Below are 22,906 nucleotides of genomic sequence, written 5' to 3' on the forward strand. Positions count from 1 at the left end.
GAGGGATGCCTATGATAAATAACATTCTTACGATTCTTGCTTTTGCTGGTTTTGTGTTTGAAAAATTTTTGAATAGTTCCATTCCGTCCCGATTACTCGGGGTATGTTAATAGTACAAAAAGGTATCATTGAGAATTCAACAATGATACCTTTCTTTGTTTATAATGATTTCCTCTTTTTCTTATCCTGCTCCCGTTCCAGCCTACGTTTTTCTTCCTCAACGAGCTTGGAAATATAATCCCCATTAGAAATCTGATAATAGGTGCTGGCAATATCGGCATACACCTCATAAAGCTGTTTGCAGTTCTCAAAGCTATATTTGAGAGCTGCAATTTTTTTGTCCGTTTCTTGCTTGATAGATTTTATGCGTTCAAGGTCAGTACGGCTCTGAATATTGCTGCCGTTTACAGCCTGCCTGCAAATGTTCAGTTTCAACTTTTCTGACAGAGTAAGCTGCGGCTTGTCCGCAAGCTCAAAGTAGCGTTCAGCCTGTTCAATGAGGCTGTCCATACTGTCCTGTTTGGCTGTTAGCTGGTTCAGCTCTTTCCTTGCCTTTTCATATTCCGCTTTCAGATTTTCAATCTTGCCCTCCAACTCCCCAATAGAATAGATATTGTCACGGTTTATAATCGTAAGCTGGGCGGACAGCTTGTAAATATCCATATCATTATCAGGGGAGTGTGGCGCATTGAGGTCACGTTTCCTTTGAACCTTTTTGCCCATAGCGGCAAGCTGCGTCACTTCATCAATAGTTCTGATATAATCCGAACGAATCGGAGCAGGTTCTCCGTTCAGGGTAATACCTGCCCCTACGTCACGCCAACGAATACGGGAAATAAGACTTTCTGCTGTGTAATCTTCTCCGAGCGTTTTGGTTCTGACAAATCGCTGTTGTCCCTCTGCTTTTATGGAAATGTATTTTCCTTGTTTTATTGAGTATCCCATAAGTTCAAGTTCACACAACAGTTCATCAATGTTTTTTGCAGAACCTATAAGCCTGTCAATATCAAGACGGATTTTCTGTTTCCACGATGTGCCACGCTTTTTATGTTCCCATTCGTTGTAAGCAATATTTTTGCTTTGCCCTCTATTTTCCTTTATCGACTGAATGTCAAAGGCAAGGCATACTCTGTCAGAATATTCTCGCACCCTTTTCAAGGTGGTCTGATTATCATAAAATTTCTTTCCCGATACGGAGTAGCTGTTCAGAATAAAGTGGTTGTGCAGATGTCCTTTGTCAAGATGTGTGGCAATTACTATCTGACAATCATCTCCGAAAGTCTTTCTTGCAAAAGCCTTTGCAATTCGGTGAGCCTGTTCGGGAGTGATATTTTCGTTTGGGTCAAAAGACTGGATATAATGAATAGCCTTAACGCTGCCTTTGCCGTCTATCGGCGGAGGGGCGTTATATTTTTTGCCCGAAAAATATTCGTATACCATTTTCATATCATTATATGCGTCTTTAGCATTTGCCATACAGTTCAGGGCGGTGGTATAAATCATATCTTCCGTCTTTTCGAGATTTAATATGTAGGCTATGCTGCGGTTGACGGTAGAGTGGATAGGAATAGATTTAACGTATGGCATATATCTTCGTAGTTCTCCTTTAAATTTTCAATATCACTTGCATAAATGCTATTGATTTCATTTGCTTTTTTAGCAATCTGATTGATATTGTTGCCGATAATACGCAAAGCGTTCATAACGGGAGTGACTTCATTCAGGTCAATGACGTTGATTTTTCCGTTGAGGGATATTCGCTTTATATATGTACCTGTTTTGAGTGAAGCGGTTTCGGCAAGTCTTTTTATTTCTTCCCATTCTTCAATGCTGTATATTACTTCTTTGCGTTTAATCTGTTTTGTTTTTCTCAAAAATACACCTCCACTATTGTTTTCGGTCTTAGGCAGAGCCTAAAAATATGAGAGAGCCACATTCAGGGTAAGGGTTCCCTGAATGTGCATTTTTGAGGGGTAATCCTCGAAAATGCGGCGATTTGTGAAAGAATACGTATTCTTTCTGTGCTTGCTATGCATACTAAAAACAAAAAAATACGTATTCCTCATTTTCAGAGGATTTTGCCCGTATGGGCGGCACCTATAAATTCATTTTGCTGTGGCGAGTAGCGAAAAGATTTATCCCCTCTAATAGTTAAGGTCAGTTACACCGTTAAAATATAACCTGTTCCTGCAACTTTGTATAAAGCTACAATCAGAGTAAGCTGAATATATGTTTTTGTTGTGCAAATAGCGGAAATTGTAGATTAGGGTTATAAAACAGGGGTCTGAGTGACCGGAATATATGAAAGGGATAATTCCGCAGACAATCACTTGCCGAATTGTTCTGTACCTCGCCAAAATATTACCCCTTTCAGATTCAGAGAAAAAGAAAGGGGTTGTGTTATTGAATAATGTCTTTGGTGAAATAAGGGACAGGGTATCAATGCAGGACGTTGCAAAGTTCTATGGATTGCAGATGAACCGTTCGGGTATGGCTTGCTGTCCTTTTCACGAGGACGGTACACCAAGCCTGAAAATCTATGACGATCATTTTTATTGCTTCGGTTGTGGGGAAACTGGAGATTGCACAGGTTTTACCGCAAAGCTCTTTGGGCTTACACAGATTGAAGCCGCAAAGAAAATCAGCTATGATTTTGGTCTGCACCTTTTCGACGGGGAAATCGCCGTTCCTGTGAACAAGGTAATGCAGGCAGAAAATGAGTACAAGGCGTGGCTTAAAAATGCAACTGCCATTGTAGATGAATACCTTAATAGCTGATTGAATGGAGAAAAATATACGCTCCTAAAAATCCTTCTGAAAGTCTGCACCCGCTTTTCGTGGAGAGCCTGAAAAAGCAGGGTTACATAGAATACCTTTCAGATTATCTCAGGTTTGGTACTGATAAAGAAAAGCGTGAGCTTTTTAACGAGGATAGAAAAAGCATTTCGGATATACGGGAACGTCTTGACAAACTCGCCGCAGATGGACGAACCGTAAAACGCAAAGCAATTTAATGGAGGAATACCTTTATGATACATTTTATATTAGGTGCTGTTTTCGGCGGTACTGTCGGAATACTGACGATGGCATTGCTTGTTGCAGAAAAGAGAGGTGGCAAGTATGAAGATGAATAAAGAGGTTTGCAGCTTTATGAATACCATTAGTTATATTATGAGAAGCGATGGATATTATCTTCTGCACATCAGTAAGAAAGATGATGTTATTCGTCATAAAATCCTTGCTGGGTATTATGACGATAAATATGTTTATTTTATTCCGAGTGTGGTTATTGCCGCAAATGATATGGTTTCATTTGCCGAAAAGGAATGCAAGGTAAATATGCAGAGAGTTCTCAGAATGCTTGCAAAGGGTAGGTTTATAAAATCAACCAAACATAAGTCAGGGGAAGTGAGATACCGTTTAGAAAAGAGGATAGGTAAGACCCGATACAGATACATAACCTTTCATAAAAATATCTTCCTGATATGGATTGCCAAAGAAATGCTTGGCTGGGTGTGACGAAAAGGATTTGGAGGTGACGATTATGACGCACCAGACAGAGTATAAAGAAAATCTTTCTCAGGAAGAAATAGAATCACTGGCTTCTGTTTTGATGACAGAGATAGCTGCCTTTTATAAAACGGAACGTGGTAAGCGTTTTTGGGAAGAATATCTTCGTAAAAAGGAGAAAGAGGCTCAAAAAACAGCCTGAATTCTATCCTCTATGGTCAAATGCAAAAGTAAGTGCAACCCCTGAGATCAAAACGCAAACATAAACCATAAAAACAGGTAAAATCAGCAGAAAAAAGTAACGAACCCATCAAAAAAACGCACAAAAACGCCAAAAAGGGTATAGCAAAGCTGAGGTCAGCCCAAAGTTGTGCAAAAGTAAGTGCGACCCCTGATTTGATAATATTGAAATAATGATTTTTCAGTTATCTGAGCAGCGACGGACGAAGAGTAACATCATCCGGCTTGATTTTCCTCAGATCCAAAAGACGAATGGTTTTCGGTCCTAAAAAATCCTTCGCCATATCATATGGACAATTCATATTAAGGCTCTCCCTGATAAAGCTGTTGATATGATTGGTAAGCTTGGTAATGTCGTTCTGTGTAAAGCTGTCAAACGACTTTTCCTTTGGAATGACCTGACGTATATACTCATGGTTACGTTCAATATGAGGTTTCTGGTATGATGCCATAGGATCGCAATAGAAAATTTTAGTACGCATAATGCCATACTCCGAATTTTCAAGAGCATATGGATTTTTAAATTCACCGCCGTTATCTGTAAGTATCACCGGGAAAAGTCTGTGAAAAATCGTGCCGCCCAAAGCATTCCAAAGGAAATCAAACACTTCTTCAACACATGCCTGCGAGCAGTTGTCCAATAGAAAGATAAGCATAAAATCGTACTTGGTAAAAATCATTGTCAGCAGACATTTACCCTTTTCCCGCTTGCCTTTTACGGTATCCATTTCTACATAACCAAGCTCAGGATTATCAGACATATATGCTTTAAAATCTTCGTATGTACGTCCGACACGATATTGATAATTGACTGTATTCTTGTTCTTTTTCTTTCTGGGTTTGTACCTCACCTTGCGTGGCAAGTCGATGTTTTTAGCTTCGATAAGGCAGTTGTCAATGTAATTATACATTGTTCTTTTGCAGATCATCAGTTCATCTGAATGAGTTACAAAAATATGATTGACAGACTGTCCTTTTTTAATAAGCGGTGATACTAGCCTATCAATTTTAGCCAGCTGTTCATCATCTGTATGAACGCCTTTCCTTGATTCAGATAACTCTGAAAGATACAGAGCGTGAGCATTCTGTGCATGATAATATGCATGTTCAAATCTGCATTTATTCTGCCGTGAACAATTTATGCAGGTGTATGGTGCTTTGTTCAGACGAGGACAGATATTGAGTGTAAAATCGGTACACATTGTACTGCAATCAACAGATTTACATGATTTGCAGTAGTATGTGCAGCTGTCGTTGCCGCAAACAGAATTTTTACGGCAAAACGAAAAGTTTGCACAAGGGTGTTGACCGCTCTTGATAAATGTGCGGTGATTTTGGATTTCACGTGATACGGTAGAAGTGTGCCGTCCGATAAGTCCGGCAACTTCTTTAAAGCTGTATCCGTTGGACAGACAGCGCTCAATAGTGCATCGGTCTGTCAGAGTAAGATGTGTGTAGTTATTCATGGTATTTTCTCCTGTATAGATTTAGCCTGTCGGCTGTTTTAATTATACACGGGAAATTCGCCGCAGCATAAAGAAATTTCACTCGCCACCGGCTCGGAATTTTCTTTATGCTGCTTAGTACACATCCTGCTGTCTTTTGCATAACTTACTGCAACTGAACTTGTTCATTTTTAGGCACTTTTGCAAATGTTACTGCAACTTTTTGGGCTGCTTGTTGCACTTACTTTTGCATTTGACCTTCTATCCTCTATTAATTAAATAAAAAATGCGGTTTAGTGCTTTAAAGCGTTGACAAAATCTTTTGAAAGTGATATACTATTAAATAAAGAAAACCAACAACGCAACGACAATAAGGAGGTAGCAATGAAGGCAGTAATTTATGCTCGTTACTCATGTGATAACCAACGTGAAGAGAGTATCGAAGGTCAGCTCCGTGAATGTAAGGCATTTGCGGAACGCAAAGGTTTTAAACTGGTTGGTACATACATAGATAGGGCGATGTCCGCTAAAACAGACAACCGCCCTGAGTTCCAGAGAATGATTAAGGAGAGTTCAAATGAGCTTTTCGATGTAGTCATTGTTTGGAAGCTGGACAGATTTGCAAGGAACAGATATGACTCAGCACATTATAAGGCTACGCTTAGTAAGAACGGAGTTAAGGTAATATCCGCAACTGAGGTTATCTCGGAAGGTGCAGAGGGTATCATTCTTGAATCTGTGCTTGAAGGTTACGCTGAATATTATTCCGCAGAGCTTTCGGAAAAGGTTATAAGGGGTATGACGGATAACGCACTCAAATGTCAGTATAACGGCGGTTCTCTGACAATAGGGTACACAATTGACGAGAACAAACATTATCAGCTTGACACGTTGGTTGCACCTTTTATAAAGGAAGCCTTTGAAATGTATTCAAGCGGTAAGATGGTAAAGGATATTGTAAAATATCTGAATGACAATGGGGTGCGAAGCGGTAAGGGAAAACCTATAACCAAGACAAGTGCCACATCAATGCTCAGTAATGTAAAATACAAGGGTCAGTATAAATACCGTGACATAATTATTGACGGCGGTGTTCCGAGAATTGTTTCCGACGCTCTATTTAATAAGGTACAGGAACGATTGAAGAAAAACAAATACTCTCGTTCAAGATTTAAGGCAAAGATTGAGTATTTTCTTTCAACCAAGCTGATTTGCGGATACTGCGGTGAGTTTATGATAGGAGAGAGTGGTACAAGCAGACAAAAGATTAAGTACAACTATTATAAATGTACCAGTGTAAAAAGGCACAAAGGTTGTCACAAGAAAACTGTACGAAAGGCAGATATTGAAGAAATCGTACTGAATGATGTTATGGACAAGATGTTCAAGGAAGATTTGATAAACGATATTGCCGACAGTGTAATGAGATTACAGGAGAAAGAAAACACTACTATACCTCTTATGCAGAAGCAGTTGGCTGAAATTCATCAGAGTATAAATAATTTAGTCAAGGCTATGGAGATGGGTATTGTTTCAAGAGAAACCAAGCAGCGTTTTGAAGAGCTGGAAGCTCAGAGGACGGAACTGAAACAGATATAATCAAGCAGGAAATCCAAGAGGAGATAATTACGAGAGAGCAGGTGGTGGAATGGTTGAAAGAGATGAAAAGGCTTGACCTTTCATTAGATGACAGCAAACGCAAACTTGTAGATACCTTTGTAAATTCAGTTTATCTTTACGATGACAAGGTTGTCATCATCTTTAATTGCAGGGAAGGGGCGAGTACACTCGCCCTCCCTTTGGACGATACTTCGGCTTGTATGCGAATTGGGGAGCCAGAGAGCTGTAGCTTTTGCTATGGCTCTTTTTTGTATATATGATCTAGTATTGCAGTTTGTAAATGTAATGTATGGAAACAGTGCTTTCGTATGCTTACGTTAATGTAGGTGTGCGGAAGCACTGTTTGTCTAAAAATAATCACAGCACACGTCATGAGTGCTGTGATGAGGGAGCTGTTCGATAAATGGGAAACTATTTATGGATTGTCTTTGATTTCAATTTCTACTGAATAATCAACATTTTTTGAGTTGAGGTCTGTAAGCAGAATAGTATTATTATCAAAAGGAACTATTTCAATGTTGCTTTTTCTTTGGCATTTATCAATAAGTAAAAATTTCTTTCCATTTTGGTCTGTACAAACAGCATATAACAGCTTAGGCACTTTGAGTACATAAACTAAATTCGTAATATACGGCTGTACCCATTCTTCATTTCTTTCAGAAATTCTGATACGTAATTCTTTTGATTCATCACTGATGCGTTGTTCAAAATTCTGCTGCATATATATCTTTTTGAATTTTTTGTTGTTATAATAATCCATAATCAATACATATGGCAGGAGCCACAAACCATAATCAATGAAGCCCAGAAAAGCTAACCATTTAATAGGAGAGAATAGAAATGCAACAGCAAGAATAAACCCACCGAAAAATGGAAATCCAGATATGTGTTTTTTGCTTTTTTTGCTTTGATATAATGCGGCATATGTAACAGCTATCAAAAATACTCCGATTATTCCAAGCGTTATAGTCATGAGCCATTCTTGCATAACAGTTTTTCCTTTCTGAAAAATTCAAATAATAGTGCTGCGATAAGTGAATTGCTTGATAAATGGAAAGTTTTCAGTTAAGTTATAATAACTTGTTTTGAAAATAATCAGAATTCAAAATTGAATAGCACACCGCATCAAAAACTTGTCCATCGTATCTTGTAGAGCCTTGTTCTATTGTAATCTCATACTCAAACCCACATTTTTCAAGGACTTTTTTGGACTGATCATTATTAGGATAATGGAAAGCGGAAAGTAAATCTATATTTAATTCTTCAAACAAATATTCAATAATCCGTTTAACCGCCTCCGTCATATATCCGTTTCCCCAATAATCTTCGGATAAAACATAGTTAATAGTTTTAGCGAATAATTTACCACGATTATTGTCAGGATAAACCCTTATACTGCCAATTACTTTTCCAGTATCCTTTAGCTCAACAGCCCATCGTTCATCACTTTCAATATACTCATTCAAAACCTCGATAGAAGTATTTATGTTTGAATGAGGTTTCCATCCGCCGATGGTGACAGAAGGATTTTTCATAATATCAAATAAATCTTCAACATCATTTTTTTGCCATTATCGTAAAAATAATCGCTCTGTTTCTAATGCTTTCATTTACAAACCACCTCAATGGTTATCGCAAAAATTTCGATTTGTCTGGCAGTTTATTCCGACCAATTTCCGAAACCATTATACCATAGCTGATCAATGGTTCGTCCTTTGTTTGTATTATTTCTTTGCAAGATCTTTAATAACTTCTCCTGCCACGATAAGTCCCACAACTGACGGCACAAATGCTGTTGAGCCTGGAATATCACGGCGCACTGTGCATTTTCTTGCCGTACCAGGAGGACAAATGCAGTCCTGACGGCATGAAATAGCCATATCTTCTATCGGTCTGATAGGCTGTTCTTCTGAGTAAACAACTTTAAGCGACTTTATGCCTGCCTTTTTAAGCTCTCGTCGCATGACTTTCGCAAGTGGGCAGACCTTTGTCTCATAAATGTCCGCCACACGGAATGCTGTAGGGTCAAGCTTGTTGCCTGCACCCATTGAGGATATAACAGGTACTCCTGCGACGTCTGCTCGCTTTATTATCTCCAGCTTGCCTGTAACAGTGTCAATGGCGTCGATAATGTAATCATACTGAGTAAAATCAAACTGATCCGCTGTGTCAGGCATATAAAAACACTTGTATGTGTTCACTTTTATGTCAGGGCAGATGTCGTGAACACGCTCCTCCGCCACGTCTACCTTGTATTTTCCTACTGTTTTTCTTGTGGCAATTATCTGACGATTGATGTTGGTCAGACACACTTTGTCATCATCTATAAGGTCAAGCTCGCCTACACCGCTTCGTGCAAGGGCTTCAACTGCATATCCGCCTACACCGCCTATGCCGAAAATCGCAACCCTGCTGTTGCTGAGCTTTTCCATTGCTTCTTTGCCGAATAAAAGCTCGGTTCTTGAAAACTGATTTAGCATATAAACACTCCTGAATACTGTTTTATTCTTTTATGATAACATATCCAAGTCCTTTTTTCAAGTGCATTTTTGCCTGCTTTTATTAATTTTCTGATAAAACCTATATGTATTATATAATATCTTTGTTACAGTTTTCGACCGCATTTTCGTTGCGTTTTTATCGAAAATGTGCTATAATATTATATATGATAATACGCAAAAAGTAATAAAAAGGATTGGTAAAAACATGGACATTAACAAGACCCTTGCGGAAGAATTTAAGCTCAGACAGGAGCAGATCGACAACACTGTAGCACTCCTTGATGACGATAAAACTATACCGTTTATTGCACGATACAGAAAAGAGCTGACAGGCTCGCTGGACGATCAGGTGCTTAGAGAGATCGCTGACAGGCTCACATATCTTAGAAATCTCGAAAAACGTAAAGGCGAGATAATCTCTTCTATCACTGAGCAGGAGAAAATGACAGATGATATAATGTCTGCTATCGAAAATGCAAAGACCCTTGTGGAGGTGGAGGATATCTACAGACCTTTCAAGCCGAAGCGTAAAACAAGGGCTTCGGTGGCAAGAGAAAAGGGGCTTGAACCACTGGCTGAACTTATCTTGACCCAGGATAAGAAATGCGACCCGCAGGTCGAGGGGTCAAAATTTATCAACGAGGACAAGGGCGTAAAGTCTGCGGACGAAGCTTTGCAGGGTGCAATGGACATAATCGCAGAGGATATCTCTGACGACGCTGACCTTAGAAAATACATAAGAACGCTGTTTTCGCAGATAGGCGTGATAAGCTCAAAGGCGTCTGACGAGAACGCCGAGTCAGTGTACGAGAACTATTACGACTATGCCGAGGCTGTGGGAAAGATAGCAGGTCACAGAGTTTTGGCTTTGGACAGAGGCGAAAAAGAGGGCGTTCTGAAAGTATCAGTGAATGTCCCAGAGGGTGCAGGAGAGAGAGCATGCGTTTCAAAATATGTAAAAAACAAGTCAGAGTGCGGACAGCTTGTTACGGCTGCCTGTGAGGATGGCTATAAAAGGCTTATTTATCCGTCCATAGAGCGTGAGATAAGGGCGGAGCTTTCGGCAAATGCTCAGGAGGGGGCAATAAAGGTGTTCTCTTCAAATCTCAGACAGCTTCTTATGCAGCCGCCTGTTAAAGACACTGTTACCCTTGGTCTTGACCCAGGATATGCTCACGGCTGTAAGACCGCTGTAGTGGACGCTACGGGCAAGGTGCTTGACACTGCGATAATCTACATTACTCCGCCAAAGAAGGATACAGAGCGTGCTAAGCGTATTCTGACGGGCTTTATAAAGAAATATGGAGTTACGACTATCTCCATAGGCAATGGCACTGCTTCAAGAGAAACGGAGCAGTTCACAGCCGAGCTTATCAAAGAAATTCCGCAGAAAGTTTCTTACATGGTGGTATCTGAGGCTGGCGCTTCCGTTTACTCCGCTTCCAAGCTTGCGGCTGAGGAGTTTCCTGAATATGACGTTTCACTGCGTTCAGCAGTATCAATAGCACGCCGTTTGCAGGACCCTCTTGCAGAGCTTGTAAAGATAGACCCAAAGGCAATAGGCGTTGGACAGTATCAGCATGATATGCCAAAGGCGAGAATGGACGAGGCTTTAAAGGGCGTTGTTGAGGACTGCGTAAACTCAGTAGGCGTTGACCTTAATACGGCTTCATACTCATTGTTGTCATATATATCGGGCATAAATATGACAGTTGCAAAGAATATTGTTTCCTATCGTGAGGAAAACGGAGCTTTCACCGAAAGAAAGCAACTTATGAAAGTTCCGAAGCTTGGCGCAAAGGCTTTTGAGCAGTGCGCAGGCTTTTTGAGAGTGCGTGGCGGAAAAAATCCGCTGGATAACACCGCTGTTCACCCTGAGTCATATAAGGCAGCGCAGGCGCTTATTGACAGGTGCGGGCTGAGCCTTGCGGACATGGGCGACGTAAAGCAGATAGCTGAGAAAGTCAATGCAATGGGCATGAAGAAGCTTGCCACAGATATCGGCATTGGTGCTCCGACGTTAAAGGACATAGTAGGGGAGCTTGAAAAGCCGGGTCGTGACCCTCGTGACGAGCTGCCTCCACCGCTTATGAGAAGCGGCGACATCATGGAGCTTAAAGACTTGAAGCCGGGCATGGAGCTTATGGGCACTGTGAGAAACGTTATAGACTTCGGAGCGTTCGTTGATATCGGCGTCCATGAGGACGGTCTTGTACATATTTCTCAGATGTGCGACAGATATATAAAGCACCCTCTTGAGGTCGTAAAGGTCGGGGAGGTAGTTAAGGTTTGGGTACTTAACGTTGATCTGAAGAAAAAGCGTATTTCGCTTACTATGAAAAAGCCTAAGGTGTAGGGATCCAAAACGAAATAAGTTGGAAAAGTCCTAAATAAGTGGGACGTTGGTTTTACACTTTTGCGGCAGACTAAAGGGCTGTTAGAGCAGCCCTTTTTTTGTTTGCCGCCAGGTGTGGTCTTGCCGCAGGGAGCTGTGAAACGCCTTATGGCTTGACCTTACGGTATAATTATGGTAATATAAAATCGTACATAGACTATGTTATAAAAGGACGTGAAAAAATGCGGATCGCAGTTTGTGATGATAATGCTGTTTTTCTTCAGTTTTTTAAATCTATGCTGGCAAATGAACTTGAATCAAGGTCGGTCAAGGCTGATATAGAAACGTTTACCAAAGCTGAGAGCTTTTTTTACTGCCATGGTAAAAAGCCTTTTTCGGCTATATTTCTTGACCTTGATATGCCTGAAATGACCGGTTTTGAAGTCGCACGGCAGCTAGGTCAGAATGGTAATTGCTTCGTGATCTTTGTGACAAGTCATCAGGAGCTGGTTTATGACAGCTTTAATTTCAGACCGCTGAATTTTATATGCAAAGATCCTGACGCTGATGTTATGAAGGATAGGCTCCATATGGTAGCAGGACAGTTGACGGACGCATTGAAGCAGGAAAAGACAGTGGTTTTGGAGAACAGGGAGCAGGGAAGGATCTCTGTAAAGCTTCGGGATGTAACTTATATAGAGAGCAATAGCCACAGCATCATATATCATTTTGCAAATAATAAGGATACTATTGCAGTCAGAGATAGCATTGGCGAGATAGAAGAAGCTTATCGTAAATTTGATTTTATACGGGTGCATAAAAAATATATCGTCAATCTGAAATATGTTTTTAACATAAGCCGTTCAAATGAAACAGTGATCTTCAAAAGCGGTTCAGAGCTTCCCATGAGCCGAGGATATAAGAATGCAGTTGACGACGCTTTGACTGAATATCTGAGGAGAAAGTGATGACTATTACATTGTGGACGATATTTGAGATCTTGATAAACTTTTATCAGGGCGGTCTGGAAACATGGTTTATATATAGATTTCTTACGCCAAGATCTCATGAAAGGGCTAAGATATGGGCTGTTATATTTGCAGTTTGTGAAGGCTGTCTGGTCACTGTTTTTAATTATTTCACTGTATTTGAGGGCTTTGGAAGTGCTTTGTACTGGGCAAGTCTGCTTGTTTTTGCGTTTTGCTTTTTTAGTGACAATGCAGTAAAGAAATTTCTTTCCATATCCCTCTCGCAGGTTGCGATCTTGTTGATAACGTCATTGGAACTAAATGTTGTATCGTCATTTTTTAAAATATCCCTCAGGGAACTTGTGGTCGAACAAAGCTTGCTTAGATTTGTGACGCTTATAATGATCCAGATCTCTATATTCATTGTATTTAGATTAATACTGATGGTATTTAAACACACAGATGATTATACGGCTTCAGATTGGGTTACGATAATTGCAGTGCTTATTATTTCGTTTTCTCTCGTTATGGTAATACATGAACTGTCCCTTTTGGCAGACGATGGCCATAGGCTGTATATAAATCTGTCATATATGCTTGTCTTTGTTCTTAATATACTTATATTCTGGATAATAAATTCTTTGATAAAAAAGAATCGGAAGCTCAAGGAAATGGAGATAGTCAAACTAAGAGAGCAGTATCTTGAGCAGTTTATCGGAAACGCCGAGTCGCAATATGACGCCATGAGAAAACTAAGGCATGATATAAAAGACAAATATGAAACGGTCAATGAACTGTTGAAAGTCCAAAAAATAGATGAAACGAGAAAATTTATCTCAGAAAGCTTTGACCTTATCGAGAAGTCGGAGTCCTATGTTAAAACGAAAAATAATATTGTAAATGCTATCGTTAACGCAAAGCTTACGATGGCTTCTTCCTTGGGGATAAAAATATCGTGTATAACAGTTTCGGATTTTGAGGGAATAAAGGGAACTGACCTTTGCGACCTGTTGAGCAACACGTTGGAGAATGCTATAACGGCATGCAAGGAAATAGCCGACGACGCAAATAAATTTCTGTATCTGAAGATCGACCGAGAAACGGATACATATACGTTTTTGATAAAAAATTCAATAGATCATTCTGTTATGGATAGTAATCCAAGGCTTACGACCACAAAGGCTGATAAAAAACAGCATGGTCTGGGGACCTCCATAATCAGAGAGATAGCAAGAAAATATAATGGCAGATGCGATTTCTATGAGTCGGAGGGAATGTTTTGCTGTCAGGTAACATTGATGGCAGATACAACGGTCCTGAACTGATTGTTCTGGGCCGTTGCTGCATTTCGTGACAAAAACCTGCAACTCATTCCAAAAAGCTTGACATATTGCTGTTATTCTATTAAAATTCAAATTAGGGTAAGACAAAAGCGAGGCGATAGTTTATGGATCTTGTTGTATCGGGTATACTTAATTTTTTGACCGAGCAGGAAGCTATCGGCAAAGCAGGTGAGGTACAGGATTTTTATCGGTATGGCATAGAAATAACTATCTCATCAATGTTAAACGTTGTGCTTGTATTGCTTATGGGAGCATTGACAGGGCATTTGCTGGAAAGCGTAATATATTTGGCAGTGTTTATTGCTGTCAGGGTTATTACCGGAGGGTATCATGCAGATACATATTTCAGATGCAATCTGTTGATGTGTTCGACATTTATTGCCACAGCTTTTCTTAATGACAAGGTATGCGGATATATAAATATATGGGTGATCGCTGCCTTGGTTGTGTTTGAAGAGATAATAGCTTTTGTATTCTGCCCTGTGGAGAACAAAAATAAGCCTATAGAAAAAGAAAAAAAGCCAAAGTTCAAAGCGATGGGAATGATAGTTTTTCTGTTGCTTGATCTGTTTGGCGGGGCGATTATCAATAGATATCAGACGGCTGGATCTATGATCCTGTTAACAAATCTATTAATTGCAGTTTTAATAATATCAGCGAAGATCAAAGAAAAGAGGTGTGATAAGAATGAGATCATTTAAGAAATTGCTTGCCAGCCTTATTGCCAGAGCAACTAAGAGAATGGGTATAGCTGCCTGCGGATGTGCATCAATGTATGGTGGCTATCAAACTAAAGAGCCAAAAAACATTTACAAGAATTACGATAAGCATTACAAAGACTTTATCATTTCCCCTTTAAATCTTGTGATACTTGTAAATGAGGTAACATTAGCAGGAAGATAACTTCCTGCTGGTGTTACCATTTTTTGTAGTGAGTTCAAGCTTTTGACAGTGAGTAAATTTGCTTTTAGGTAACAAAAAAATCCGCCATACAAAAGGATGCGCTGTACTATTCGGTTTTCAAAGAACGGGCGGAGGCTATAGAGAAAGCCCCCTCACTTTCCATGACGAAAAGTTGAGGGGGCTACAACCAAGCTTTTTAATTTTCTAAAAGATTTTTGAGCTTTGCTCTGATTTTTGTCGAAGGCATAAAGAAAGAGCGTCGGAGATTGCCGTCCCCGTTCGGCTGGGGATATATGGTCAGAATGTGGGTGTCGCTTGCCGCCTTTCGGAAAGGGACTTGCTGCCAAGCCCACTTTCAAGAAAATAGGCGGTGGCGGAATGATCCGTCACCGCCTATTGTGTTTAGGCTATTTCGATTTCGGAAGCGTCGGCTTATTTAACCTCGGATTTCTTTCTCTTTTTGCCGCTTACGCCTAGCAGAGTCAGAACGCCGCCGCTGACGTACAGAGCAGCCAGCCAACCCATGTGGTTGCTGCTGTCACCGGTCTGAGGACACTTGGTGGAGTCGTCATTTCCTGTCTTATTGGTGTTATTATCACTGCTGCCTGTATTGTCGGTATTGCCGCCGTCGGGGAGCTTGTCGATGACCGTATTCTCGCTGCGCTTGGCGCCGCAAACGGTGCATTCCTCGTGCTTGATGCCGGTGGCCTCCTTGGTAGCGGCCTTGTCGATCACCCACTGGAAGCTGTGTGCTGCCGTGTCGGCCTTGTCGCCGCACTCGCACTCATGCCAGTGGTTGGTGCCGTCATACTTCCACTCTGTACCGTAGCTGTGGGTATGATTGCTGCCTGTTGCGGGGATCGGTGCGGTTTCAAGAACCTTCTTGCAGACGGTGCATTCCTTATGCTTAGTGCCGTCGGCGGTTTCGGTAGCTGCCGTGTCAACGATCCATTCGCTGGCACTGTGAGCCTCAATATTGGCCTTATCGCCGCATTCGCACTCATGCCAGTGATCGGTGTCGTCATACTTCCACTCGGTGCCGTAGCTGTGGGTATGGCTTGGAGGAGCATCCTTATAGGTGACCTCGAGCTTCACATCATTGCCGGGCATGGTGAAGGTGGTAGTCGCCTTGGTGGCGTCTGCCAGAGTGACATTGCCCTCCAGCACGACCCACTTGTCAAAGACCTTGCCTGCTTCCGGTGCGTCCGCCGTAACGGTCACAACGGTGTTCTGCGCGATCTTGTCTGTGATGAGTGTCCCTGCGGCAAGGGAGGCCGTGCCCTTGATGACCGTGACCGTGAACTCGGTCGCGGCGGAGCTTCTGACGAACCTTGTCTCGCCGCAGTCGGCACGCTGGCAGGTGTAGAGAATTCCTTCGCTCTTGCCCTGTTTTGCGGGTTTGCCGCCGTCCCAGTCGTGGCTGAGCTTATTAACGACATGACCGTAGCGGATAATCTGTCCGCAGCCGGCTGTGCACTGCTGGTCGCCGCTATAGCCTGAGGTGGTGCATCCTGGCTTAACCTCATTGATCAGCTTGTAGTTATCGGCAATTTCGTGGAGGGACGGGGTAGAGACGCCCTTCTGCGCGATCCTGTCGCACGATGTGCAGTACTGGTTGCCGGAATAGCCCCTCTCTGTACAGGTCGCCGTTCTTACATCCCGCAGTTCAAGGGGACCGCTATGCCTGAAGTCGCCGGTCTCGCCCTTTACGGTGCCGCCGCAAGCCGTGCAGCGGTAGTCGCCCTCATAGGCGCGGTGTCGGCAGTCTCCCGATTTGGCGTTATAGCGTTTGCCGCCATGGCTCGCGTCTGTGGTTGCCGAGTTGGCCGTGCCGTAGTAGTACAGCGGCTGCAGTGGACCGGTATGACCGGCGTTTGCAGGTGGGTAGATGTCCGAACCGGCACTGATGACATGGCCGCAGTCTGCGCAGGCGGTGTCGCCGGTGTAGCCCTTACGGTCGCAGATCTGCTCCTTCGCATTGAGCACCGTGGTGCCGCCGCTGTGGTCACAGCCTGCATAGACAGGCTCAAAGAAGAAACTGCCGCCGCCGGGGGCACCCATGGCGCTGAACTCTGGGATCGTGCAGCCCCACTCAAGGGCGGAGCCGTTGGTCACCAGCTTGAACAGGGTCTTTGCCTCGTTGACGCTCCAATTTTTAGAAACAGGTAATCCCGTACCGCTGATGATGTCATACTCATTGTATTCGCGGCGATACTCCACCTTCCAGCCTATGGCTTTCTGACCGGTTCTCTCCTCGGGATAAAGCCTGATCTTGTCGCCTGGCTTGACGATCATACGGGTTGCCCGGCCGTTTTTCACCGTCACAAGGGCGGTGTCCTTTGTCCAATCGCCGTCAATTTCTTTCGTCTCTTTGTATTCGCATACGCTGCATTCAGCTTCCATGCCGCCTTTATCGCCCTCGGTATCAGGGTTTTTGACCACATTCCAGCGGCCCCAACTATGGGGAACCATGATGAACTCCTCGCAGCCGGGAACCTTGCACTTTTCTGGGTGGGCATAGCCGGATTCAAGGATGAGCTCCTCCACCGTCTTGGTCGAGCCGCCGATGTTGAAGGTATACTCATAGATACTGCCGAAGCCGGTGCAGTCCCAGTTCCAGCCGTAATCATGGACATGGCTCTTCACAGGAACGATATAGTCGCAGACGGAACATCTGAGCACATCGACTCTGCCGCCGCCTACCGCGTCAAGGCTTCTGTCAAGCTCAAAGGTATGCGGGAAGATGCGCTCCTTGGAGCCGGTGGTCATATAATGCGCTTCGTAAGAGCCTGCTTCAAACAGACACGGGAGCTTGTGGCCGTCGCATTTCGGGTCGCCGCCCACGACACCGTCATGGGTAACCCCATGCTTATCGACCCAAGTGACATTGTATTTCGGCGTTCTCTCGCTGTCTTCCGTGGGCACACGCACACCCGCCTGCTTATGGCTGTAGGCATGGGTGGCAGTCAGCTTTGCCTCCGCCGTTTTCATGGTGTCCGAAGGGTCACCCTTTCTGCCGATGACGCAGTAGTAGGAGTAGTCATCCATGCAGGCCTCGGCGGAAACCGACAGCCTCAGCGTTGGGGTGTTCACGTCCACATAGTAATCTTTCTCCGGCAGCTTGTAGGGCGCCGCCGTGGGATTCGCATTATTCTTCTGATACCACTGATAGGTCAGCTCGTCGCCTTTCAGGCTCTTTGCCGAGACAGAGAAGGTGACCCAGTTATGTTCGCTGTACAGCAGGTCGTTTTCCGGCTCTTCGTCATAATCGCCGCTGCTGTAGATAGAGGTCTTACACTTGACGCCCCTCGGCTGGCGGTTGATGACGATGGAACTGCCGCTGATGTAGCCGCAGACCTTGCACACGCCCTTGGCGTCAAATTCATGGTTGGCGGCATTCAGCTTTTTATCGTCACAATAGCGGCAGGGGTGCCAGTGCTGCGTTCCGTCAGCCGCCCAGGTGGCGGAGGCTATGTGGGTATGTCCGGCGCCGGAATGCTCCGTCTTCAGATGATCCTCAAAATCAGAGTCGCTGAAGCACCAGTCGTCATGATCGCAGCCCATAGCGCTTACGGCATCTCGGCAGCAGTCCTTGCAACGCTGATCGCAGCCGTCCTCGCAGGGATCGCTGTCGTGGAAGCACAGGCCGCAGTCCTCACAGAAGTGATCCGCATAGTCAGTGTCCATTGCGCACATTCCCTCGGAGCAGTCGGAGTTGCCCTCGCAGCACTCCTTGCACATCTCGCAGGTTTCGCAGACTCGTCCTCGTCCTCCTTATCCGTGACCCAGCCGTCGCAGCCCTGACAGATGTGCTCGTCCCACTCGGCGCTTTCCACGCAGGTCTCGCCGTCTGGGCAGCCGCCGCCCTCGGAGTTATCTCGGCAGCACTCAAGGCACAAGCCGCAGTCCTCGCAGGATTCCTGGTTCAGCAGGCATTCCTCACACTGCTCGCAGGCCGTGTGGCAATCGATGCAGTGGATGACGCCGGTATCATCGTCGTCCACGCACTCGTCCACCGAACCGAAGCAGGCGTTACACAGTGAGCAGTGCATCGGGTCGCTGTCATCGTTTGCGCAGTCATCGCAGAAGCCGCAGGAGTCGCAGATGGTTATGGAGCAGCAGGGACCCTTATGGCATTCGCCGCACAGCTGGTCATCCTCGCCAATGTAGCACTTGGCGCAGGTGGAGCAGTGCGTGTCCTCCATGCACTCTGCGCATTTATAGCACTCCTCGCACCAGTAGGCGTGTCGCCCAGGCACACACCGCAGTCGTTGCAATGGGTTTCAACCCAGCAATCGTAGTTGCAGTCAATGGTGCAGAACTGGCAGTCGCACAAATTCTCACCCCAGTGGTAGTGGTCGCAGTTGGGGCAATCTCCGCCGGTGTCGTAGTCATCCCAAAAGGCGTGGGCGGGAAGCTCCAGACCCGGCATCAGTGAGAGCAGCATCACAAGCGCCAACAGGACGCTGGCGACGCGCCTTCGTTTGTTCGTTTTTGTCATACTATTATTCCTCCCTCATAATTATTTTGAAGATTTTTATGCTTTTTGTGTTGCCTGATTTAAACACTGTCGATGACCGAAGCAAAGTAGTTTTCGGATACCGAACCGAAGAGAAAAGCGTCTATCAGCCCCTCACGCTTTGCCTGCCGTACCTTTTCGGTCAAATCTTCATCTGTATCATCATCCACAAAGAGAATGACACGACAGCTTTCCGTGTTCCGTTTTACCTTGTCACGGATCGCCATTCGTTCTTTGAACATCCATGGCGAATACGCCTTGACTTCCATTAAAAGCACATCCGGTCGATGCGTTTTGCACCACTCGGCGGTTGCGTCCGGCGACTCGGAAATCACAACTTGGCAATCGTCCAATTTTTGCATCAGCATTCGCTCCATGGTGTGCGCATGGATATCGCTTTGAATGTCCAGAACGATTTTTTTCATCATTCATCACCACCTTCTAAAAGCACAATCCTAATCTTACATTATCTATTATACTGATTTTTTGGCGTTTGTCACTGGCACTTGTGCCAGTAACAGAAGAAAGATCTCGATTTTTTAAAAAAATTTTTGCCTTTTGGGCGCGAAAAACCCCTTGACCGTACAGCCAAGGGGTTCAGTTTTGCTTATTCGTCTTTTAAGGTGATCACCATGAGCTTGTTTTCAATGGCGGTTGCAACCAGCGCTTCTCTGCTTTCAAAGCCGCTCTTTTCCACCATATCGTCCAGGTTCCAGCGAACGCCGTTTTTGGAGATGCCCAGTTTATCGGCAATTTCCTGATAGGTAAAGCCCTTTATATAAAGGCGTAGTATGTCTAACTGCCGGGGCGAGAAGACATCGGACATCGTACCCTCCATTTCAATGGCCGGAGCGGTATCGGGGAATACCTTTTCGCCTGCCAGAGTGCGCTTTACCACGCTCATCAGCTCCTCTGTTCCGTGGTCCTTATACCACAGGCTGTCGGCAGCACCCATTTTGGCTCTTTGCAAAACTTCGGGATCGACAAGCGAGGTAGCCACAACGATTTTGATTTGCGGAAAAGCCTTTTTGATGCGCTCTGCGGCGGCAAGACCGGAATGCTTATGCTGCGTCTGCACATCCATAAGGACGAGCTTTACGGTGGCGTCGCAGTGCTTTTCCGCTTCAAAGGCGTCACGGAAAACGCCGACAAGATGAAACTCGCCGTCTGCCGCAAGACGATCGACAAAGTGCTTTTGGATGTATAGATCATCTTCTACAAGTATGGTGTTTATCATAGGCTCATCTCCTTTGTGGGAATCGTAATAAGAAGAGCAAAGCGTGGATTGTGCGAAATATGCATTTCACCGCCGGAGCTTTCAATACTGCGGCGAAGCGTTGACAGGCCGCTGCCTTCCTTTATCGGCTCTGTGGGTATTTTGCCATTGTTGGTTATGGTAACATCATAGCGTTCGCCGCGCTGGGCAATGCGGATATATACCTCATTCCCGTCTGCGTGCTTGATGCAGTTGGTCACGCACTCCTTGGCGGCAGCAACGGTCAGCTCCTCGGCTGCGGTATCACGGGGCAGGTAGCCGTCGATTTTTACAGCCACGCCAAGCTGCTGTGCGGTTCTTTTTACCTCGTCCATTGTGCTGACAGAGGTGACACGGTTGCTTGCCAGCATACCGATGGCATTTTGCAGCGCCTCAAGCTTTCGCTCGGTATCCTCTCCACTGTCTATGATGTCACGGATGGTCAGGAGGCTTCGCCCGATGGTATCGTGAATATAGACCTTTAGGTCAAGGCTTTCCTTCTCTTTGACATCGTTCTCCATGCGAGCGTACATTTTCCTGAGCTTTCGATTGACTTCTGCCAGTTCTTCATTTATTTCCTCTTGCTTTTGGTAGCCGTTATACAGCTCGGTTACATTGTGCGCCGTTATCTGCTGCCAGCGGTCATCGCTGTCCACGGTGATATTTTGTGTGCGAAACTGCCAGACGGTCTTGTCGGGCAGGATGTAGCAATCATCCTTGACGGTTACGGATCTGTCCGGTGCGCTCAGGGCATTTTCCATATCGCTTTTGATTTGCAGCTCGTGGCCGCAAAGGGCAAAGGAGAGCCTGCGCATACGGTTGTTGCACAGGATGATCCTGCCGTTCGGGTCGGCAAAGCAGATGCCCATAGGCAGCTTATCGGTTGCTTCCTTAATGGAGAACGGCGAGAGCTCGTTCTTTTTACGGCGGTATTCCCGCGGCAGAGCAATGGCAAAGTGAACTGCCGCAAGGAAAATGGCAGCGGCAAATATCAGCACGGTGCGTCCAGCAGAAATGCGTCCCCGATATTATCGGGATCAGCCTGAGAAACGGAGAATAGCAGCGGGATCATCACCGCCATGACCGCCAGACTCAGCAGGCTGCGCACCGGCTTATTGCTGCGAAGAAGCTGATACATAAACAGCCCGATCTCAAGGACGATCTCCACAAGCATGATAAACGGCAGCATGGTCTGCCAAAATTCAGAAAGGGAAGAAAATGCACTCATTTCCTGTCACCTTCTTTCGCTTCAAATACAAGGTGCTGGTATTCCTCGTCATCCTCTTTTTCACAGCGGATACCGTCTCCGCTTACCAAAGCGGAAAGGTCGGCTTTGCAGCACACATTCAGTGACAAGCGCAAGCCGTTTGCCTTTATGAGACTAACCTGTATGCCTGTTAAATTCAAAATGTCGGCTTCAATAACAGATTCATAAAAATCAAATACAGCAGTCGCCGTTTTGCCGGAGAGCATGGAAAGAGACTCGTCCACATAGAGCGAGCTGCGGACGCCCAACAGCTTCAGCGTTTGGAGGGACTCATTGAAGGCACGGTGGAGTTCCGTTTCCGCTATTTTAATATCTCGGTCGGTAAGGAGCGTCAGATGCTTGCGGCGTTTAATATAGCTGCACAGCACGGCGATCTCGGCAAGGAGCGTTTTGGCACTGTCGGGATCGGTGCTTGAGATTCGGCGGTATTCCTTAGTGAGCTCTGCAATGCGGTCGATCTGCGTCTGTGTAGCGGAACGCAGGAGATCATACAGGCGGTTTTGCTCCTCCACCTTGCGGCGCTTGGCTTCACGCTTGTATTCATAACGGAGTATTTCGTTCCTGTCGGCAAGCTCGTCTGCAAGAAGCTCGGAGTCCTCCTTGATGTCACGCAAAGCCGACACGTCCTCTGTCCATACGGCATAGCCGCCATCAATGGGCATGGTGTGAACGGTCAAGCCGCCCATCGTGACCGGGCTTTGCTCGGCTTTTTTCATCGTTTCCTTTGAGATAGGCGCAGTGTTTACAGCTGCATACCGAACGGTAAAGTCCTTGTCGGTGATCTCTGCCGATGTGCCGACAGAGGAGGCAAACAAGTCCACATAACGGCTGTTTGAATGTATATATCCACAGGCGATGCAAAACTCAAAGGTCAGAATATACATCACACTTTGGAATGCGGCAATATCGCCGAACAAGTGGAGCAGCCAATCCGCACCCGCATAGTAAAGCACGCTGTAAACGATCGTCAGCAGCATAGGAACAATGGGCAGAAAGTGGA

The 22,906-nt window shown here is 44.8% G+C and carries 23 protein-coding genes and 1 pseudogene; 11 read left to right on the plus strand and 13 right to left on the minus strand.

The features are described from left to right. Nucleotides 1-159 precede the first annotated feature (159 nt). Together DW793_RS04375 and mobC are read right to left on the minus strand one after the other, a co-directional pair. Entirely contained in the window at nt 160-1,587 is a 1,428-nt protein-coding gene (locus DW793_RS04375) for a relaxase/mobilization nuclease domain-containing protein (RefSeq protein ID WP_118157166.1), read from the minus strand. Then, entirely contained in the window at nt 1,536-1,874 is a 339-nt protein-coding gene (mobC, locus tag DW793_RS04380) for a plasmid mobilization protein (protein WP_118157167.1), read from the minus strand. The genes DW793_RS04375 and mobC overlap by 52 nt, the downstream gene beginning before the upstream one ends. A gap of 529 nt (nt 1,875-2,403) precedes the next feature. On the opposite strand from mobC, the gene DW793_RS04385 reads away from it, so the two are divergent. Genes DW793_RS04385 through DW793_RS14555 form a run of 5 tightly spaced genes read left to right on the plus strand, consistent with a single transcriptional unit; the run spans nt 2,404 to nt 3,712 of the window. Next, a complete protein-coding gene (locus DW793_RS04385) occupies nt 2,404-2,778 on the plus strand; it encodes a CHC2 zinc finger domain-containing protein (protein WP_181988283.1) in 375 nt (124 codons plus the stop codon). Between the two features lie 59 nt (nt 2,779-2,837). Further along, nucleotides 2,838-3,014 (plus strand): hypothetical protein, encoded by a 177-nt coding sequence (locus DW793_RS14550; protein WP_181988284.1) that lies wholly within the window; start codon nt 2,838-2,840, stop codon nt 3,012-3,014. A gap of 15 nt (nt 3,015-3,029) precedes the next feature. Then, nucleotides 3,030-3,134, plus strand: coding sequence for a DUF3789 domain-containing protein (locus tag DW793_RS04390; RefSeq protein ID WP_118157169.1), 105 nt, complete (start codon nt 3,030-3,032; stop codon nt 3,132-3,134). Then, a complete protein-coding gene (locus DW793_RS04395) occupies nt 3,121-3,519 on the plus strand; it encodes a hypothetical protein (RefSeq protein ID WP_118157170.1) in 399 nt (132 codons plus the stop codon). Before DW793_RS04390 ends, DW793_RS04395 begins: the two co-directional genes overlap by 14 nt. A gap of 25 nt (nt 3,520-3,544) precedes the next feature. Then, nucleotides 3,545-3,712, plus strand: a complete 168-nt coding sequence (locus tag DW793_RS14555; RefSeq protein WP_181988285.1) for a hypothetical protein — start codon at nt 3,545-3,547, stop codon at nt 3,710-3,712. Nucleotides 3,713-3,935: 223 nt separating this feature from the next. On the opposite strand, the gene DW793_RS04400 is transcribed toward DW793_RS14555, so the two are convergent. Beyond that, entirely contained in the window at nt 3,936-5,216 is a 1,281-nt protein-coding gene (locus tag DW793_RS04400; RefSeq protein ID WP_118157171.1) for an IS30 family transposase, read from the minus strand. Nucleotides 5,217-5,579: 363 nt separating this feature from the next. Here DW793_RS04400 and DW793_RS04405 point away from each other — a divergent pair, with 363 nt between their 5' ends. Continuing rightward, nucleotides 5,580-6,794 (plus strand): recombinase family protein, encoded by a 1,215-nt coding sequence (locus tag DW793_RS04405; RefSeq protein WP_118157172.1) that lies wholly within the window; start codon nt 5,580-5,582, stop codon nt 6,792-6,794. Between the two features lie 436 nt (nt 6,795-7,230). Here DW793_RS04405 and DW793_RS04415 read toward each other — a convergent pair whose 3' ends face one another. The 3 genes and pseudogenes from DW793_RS04415 to DW793_RS04425 form a co-directional block, all read right to left on the minus strand. After that, entirely contained in the window at nt 7,231-7,803 is a 573-nt protein-coding gene (locus tag DW793_RS04415; RefSeq protein ID WP_118157174.1) for a hypothetical protein, read from the minus strand. An 82-nt stretch (nt 7,804-7,885) separates the two neighbouring features. Continuing rightward, nucleotides 7,886-8,374: pseudogene (locus DW793_RS04420) on the minus strand (GNAT family N-acetyltransferase); the annotation flags it as partial. Nucleotides 8,375-8,539: 165 nt separating this feature from the next. Continuing rightward, a complete protein-coding gene (locus DW793_RS04425; RefSeq protein ID WP_118157176.1) occupies nt 8,540-9,295 on the minus strand; it encodes a tRNA threonylcarbamoyladenosine dehydratase in 756 nt (251 codons plus the stop codon). 226 nt (nt 9,296-9,521) lie between these two features. Here DW793_RS04425 and DW793_RS04430 point away from each other — a divergent pair, with 226 nt between their 5' ends. The 5 genes from DW793_RS04430 to DW793_RS04450 all read left to right on the plus strand — a co-directional run bounded on the left by DW793_RS04430 (nt 9,522) and on the right by DW793_RS04450 (nt 14,865). Further along, on the plus strand, nt 9,522-11,672 hold the full coding sequence (locus DW793_RS04430; protein WP_118157177.1) for a Tex family protein: 2,151 nt from the start codon (nt 9,522-9,524) through the stop codon (nt 11,670-11,672). Nucleotides 11,673-11,893: 221 nt separating this feature from the next. Then, nucleotides 11,894-12,619, plus strand: a complete 726-nt coding sequence (locus tag DW793_RS04435; RefSeq protein ID WP_117927824.1) for a LytR/AlgR family response regulator transcription factor — start codon at nt 11,894-11,896, stop codon at nt 12,617-12,619. Then, on the plus strand, nt 12,619-13,944 hold the full coding sequence (locus tag DW793_RS04440) for a sensor histidine kinase (protein WP_118157178.1): 1,326 nt from the start codon (nt 12,619-12,621) through the stop codon (nt 13,942-13,944). Before DW793_RS04435 ends, DW793_RS04440 begins: the two co-directional genes overlap by 1 nt. Before the next feature lie 122 nt (nt 13,945-14,066). After that, nucleotides 14,067-14,663, plus strand: coding sequence for an accessory gene regulator B family protein (locus tag DW793_RS04445; RefSeq protein WP_118157179.1), 597 nt, complete (start codon nt 14,067-14,069; stop codon nt 14,661-14,663). Further along, complete coding sequence (locus DW793_RS04450; RefSeq protein WP_118157180.1) at nt 14,650-14,865, plus strand: hypothetical protein; 216 nt, start codon at nt 14,650-14,652, stop codon at nt 14,863-14,865. The genes DW793_RS04445 and DW793_RS04450 overlap by 14 nt, the downstream gene beginning before the upstream one ends. Before the next feature lie 432 nt (nt 14,866-15,297). On the opposite strand, the gene DW793_RS04455 is transcribed toward DW793_RS04450, so the two are convergent. The 7 genes from DW793_RS04455 to DW793_RS15165 all read right to left on the minus strand — a co-directional run bounded on the left by DW793_RS04455 (nt 15,298) and on the right by DW793_RS15165 (nt 22,883). Further along, nucleotides 15,298-18,552 carry an InlB B-repeat-containing protein gene (locus DW793_RS04455; protein ID WP_147342155.1) on the minus strand — a complete coding sequence of 1,085 codons (3,255 nt, stop codon included), beginning with the start codon at nt 18,550-18,552 and terminating at the stop codon, nt 15,298-15,300. A 421-nt stretch (nt 18,553-18,973) separates the two neighbouring features. Further along, nucleotides 18,974-19,201 (minus strand): hypothetical protein, encoded by a 228-nt coding sequence (locus DW793_RS14430; RefSeq protein WP_147342156.1) that lies wholly within the window; start codon nt 19,199-19,201, stop codon nt 18,974-18,976. 224 nt (nt 19,202-19,425) lie between these two features. Continuing rightward, entirely contained in the window at nt 19,426-19,812 is a 387-nt protein-coding gene (locus DW793_RS04465) for a hypothetical protein (protein WP_117925392.1), read from the minus strand. Nucleotides 19,813-19,991: 179 nt separating this feature from the next. Next, the gene (locus DW793_RS04470; protein WP_118157183.1) at nt 19,992-20,621 is read right to left on the minus strand and encodes a response regulator transcription factor; all 630 of its coding nucleotides are present in this window, start codon (nt 20,619-20,621) and stop codon (nt 19,992-19,994) included. After that, the gene (locus tag DW793_RS04475) at nt 20,618-21,637 is read right to left on the minus strand and encodes a sensor histidine kinase (RefSeq protein ID WP_252969664.1); all 1,020 of its coding nucleotides are present in this window, start codon (nt 21,635-21,637) and stop codon (nt 20,618-20,620) included. Before DW793_RS04475 ends, DW793_RS04470 begins: the two co-directional genes overlap by 4 nt. Then, the gene (locus DW793_RS15160; protein ID WP_252967800.1) at nt 21,631-21,867 is read right to left on the minus strand and encodes a hypothetical protein; all 237 of its coding nucleotides are present in this window, start codon (nt 21,865-21,867) and stop codon (nt 21,631-21,633) included. Before DW793_RS15160 ends, DW793_RS04475 begins: the two co-directional genes overlap by 7 nt. Beyond that, entirely contained in the window at nt 21,864-22,883 is a 1,020-nt protein-coding gene (locus DW793_RS15165; RefSeq protein ID WP_252969665.1) for a hypothetical protein, read from the minus strand. Before DW793_RS15165 ends, DW793_RS15160 begins: the two co-directional genes overlap by 4 nt. Between the last annotated feature and the right edge of the window lie 23 nt (nt 22,884-22,906).

The sequence above is a fragment of the Ruminococcus sp. AM31-15AC genome, from assembly GCF_003462045.1.
Lineage (GTDB): Bacteria > Bacillota > Clostridia > Oscillospirales > Ruminococcaceae > Hominimerdicola > Hominimerdicola aceti.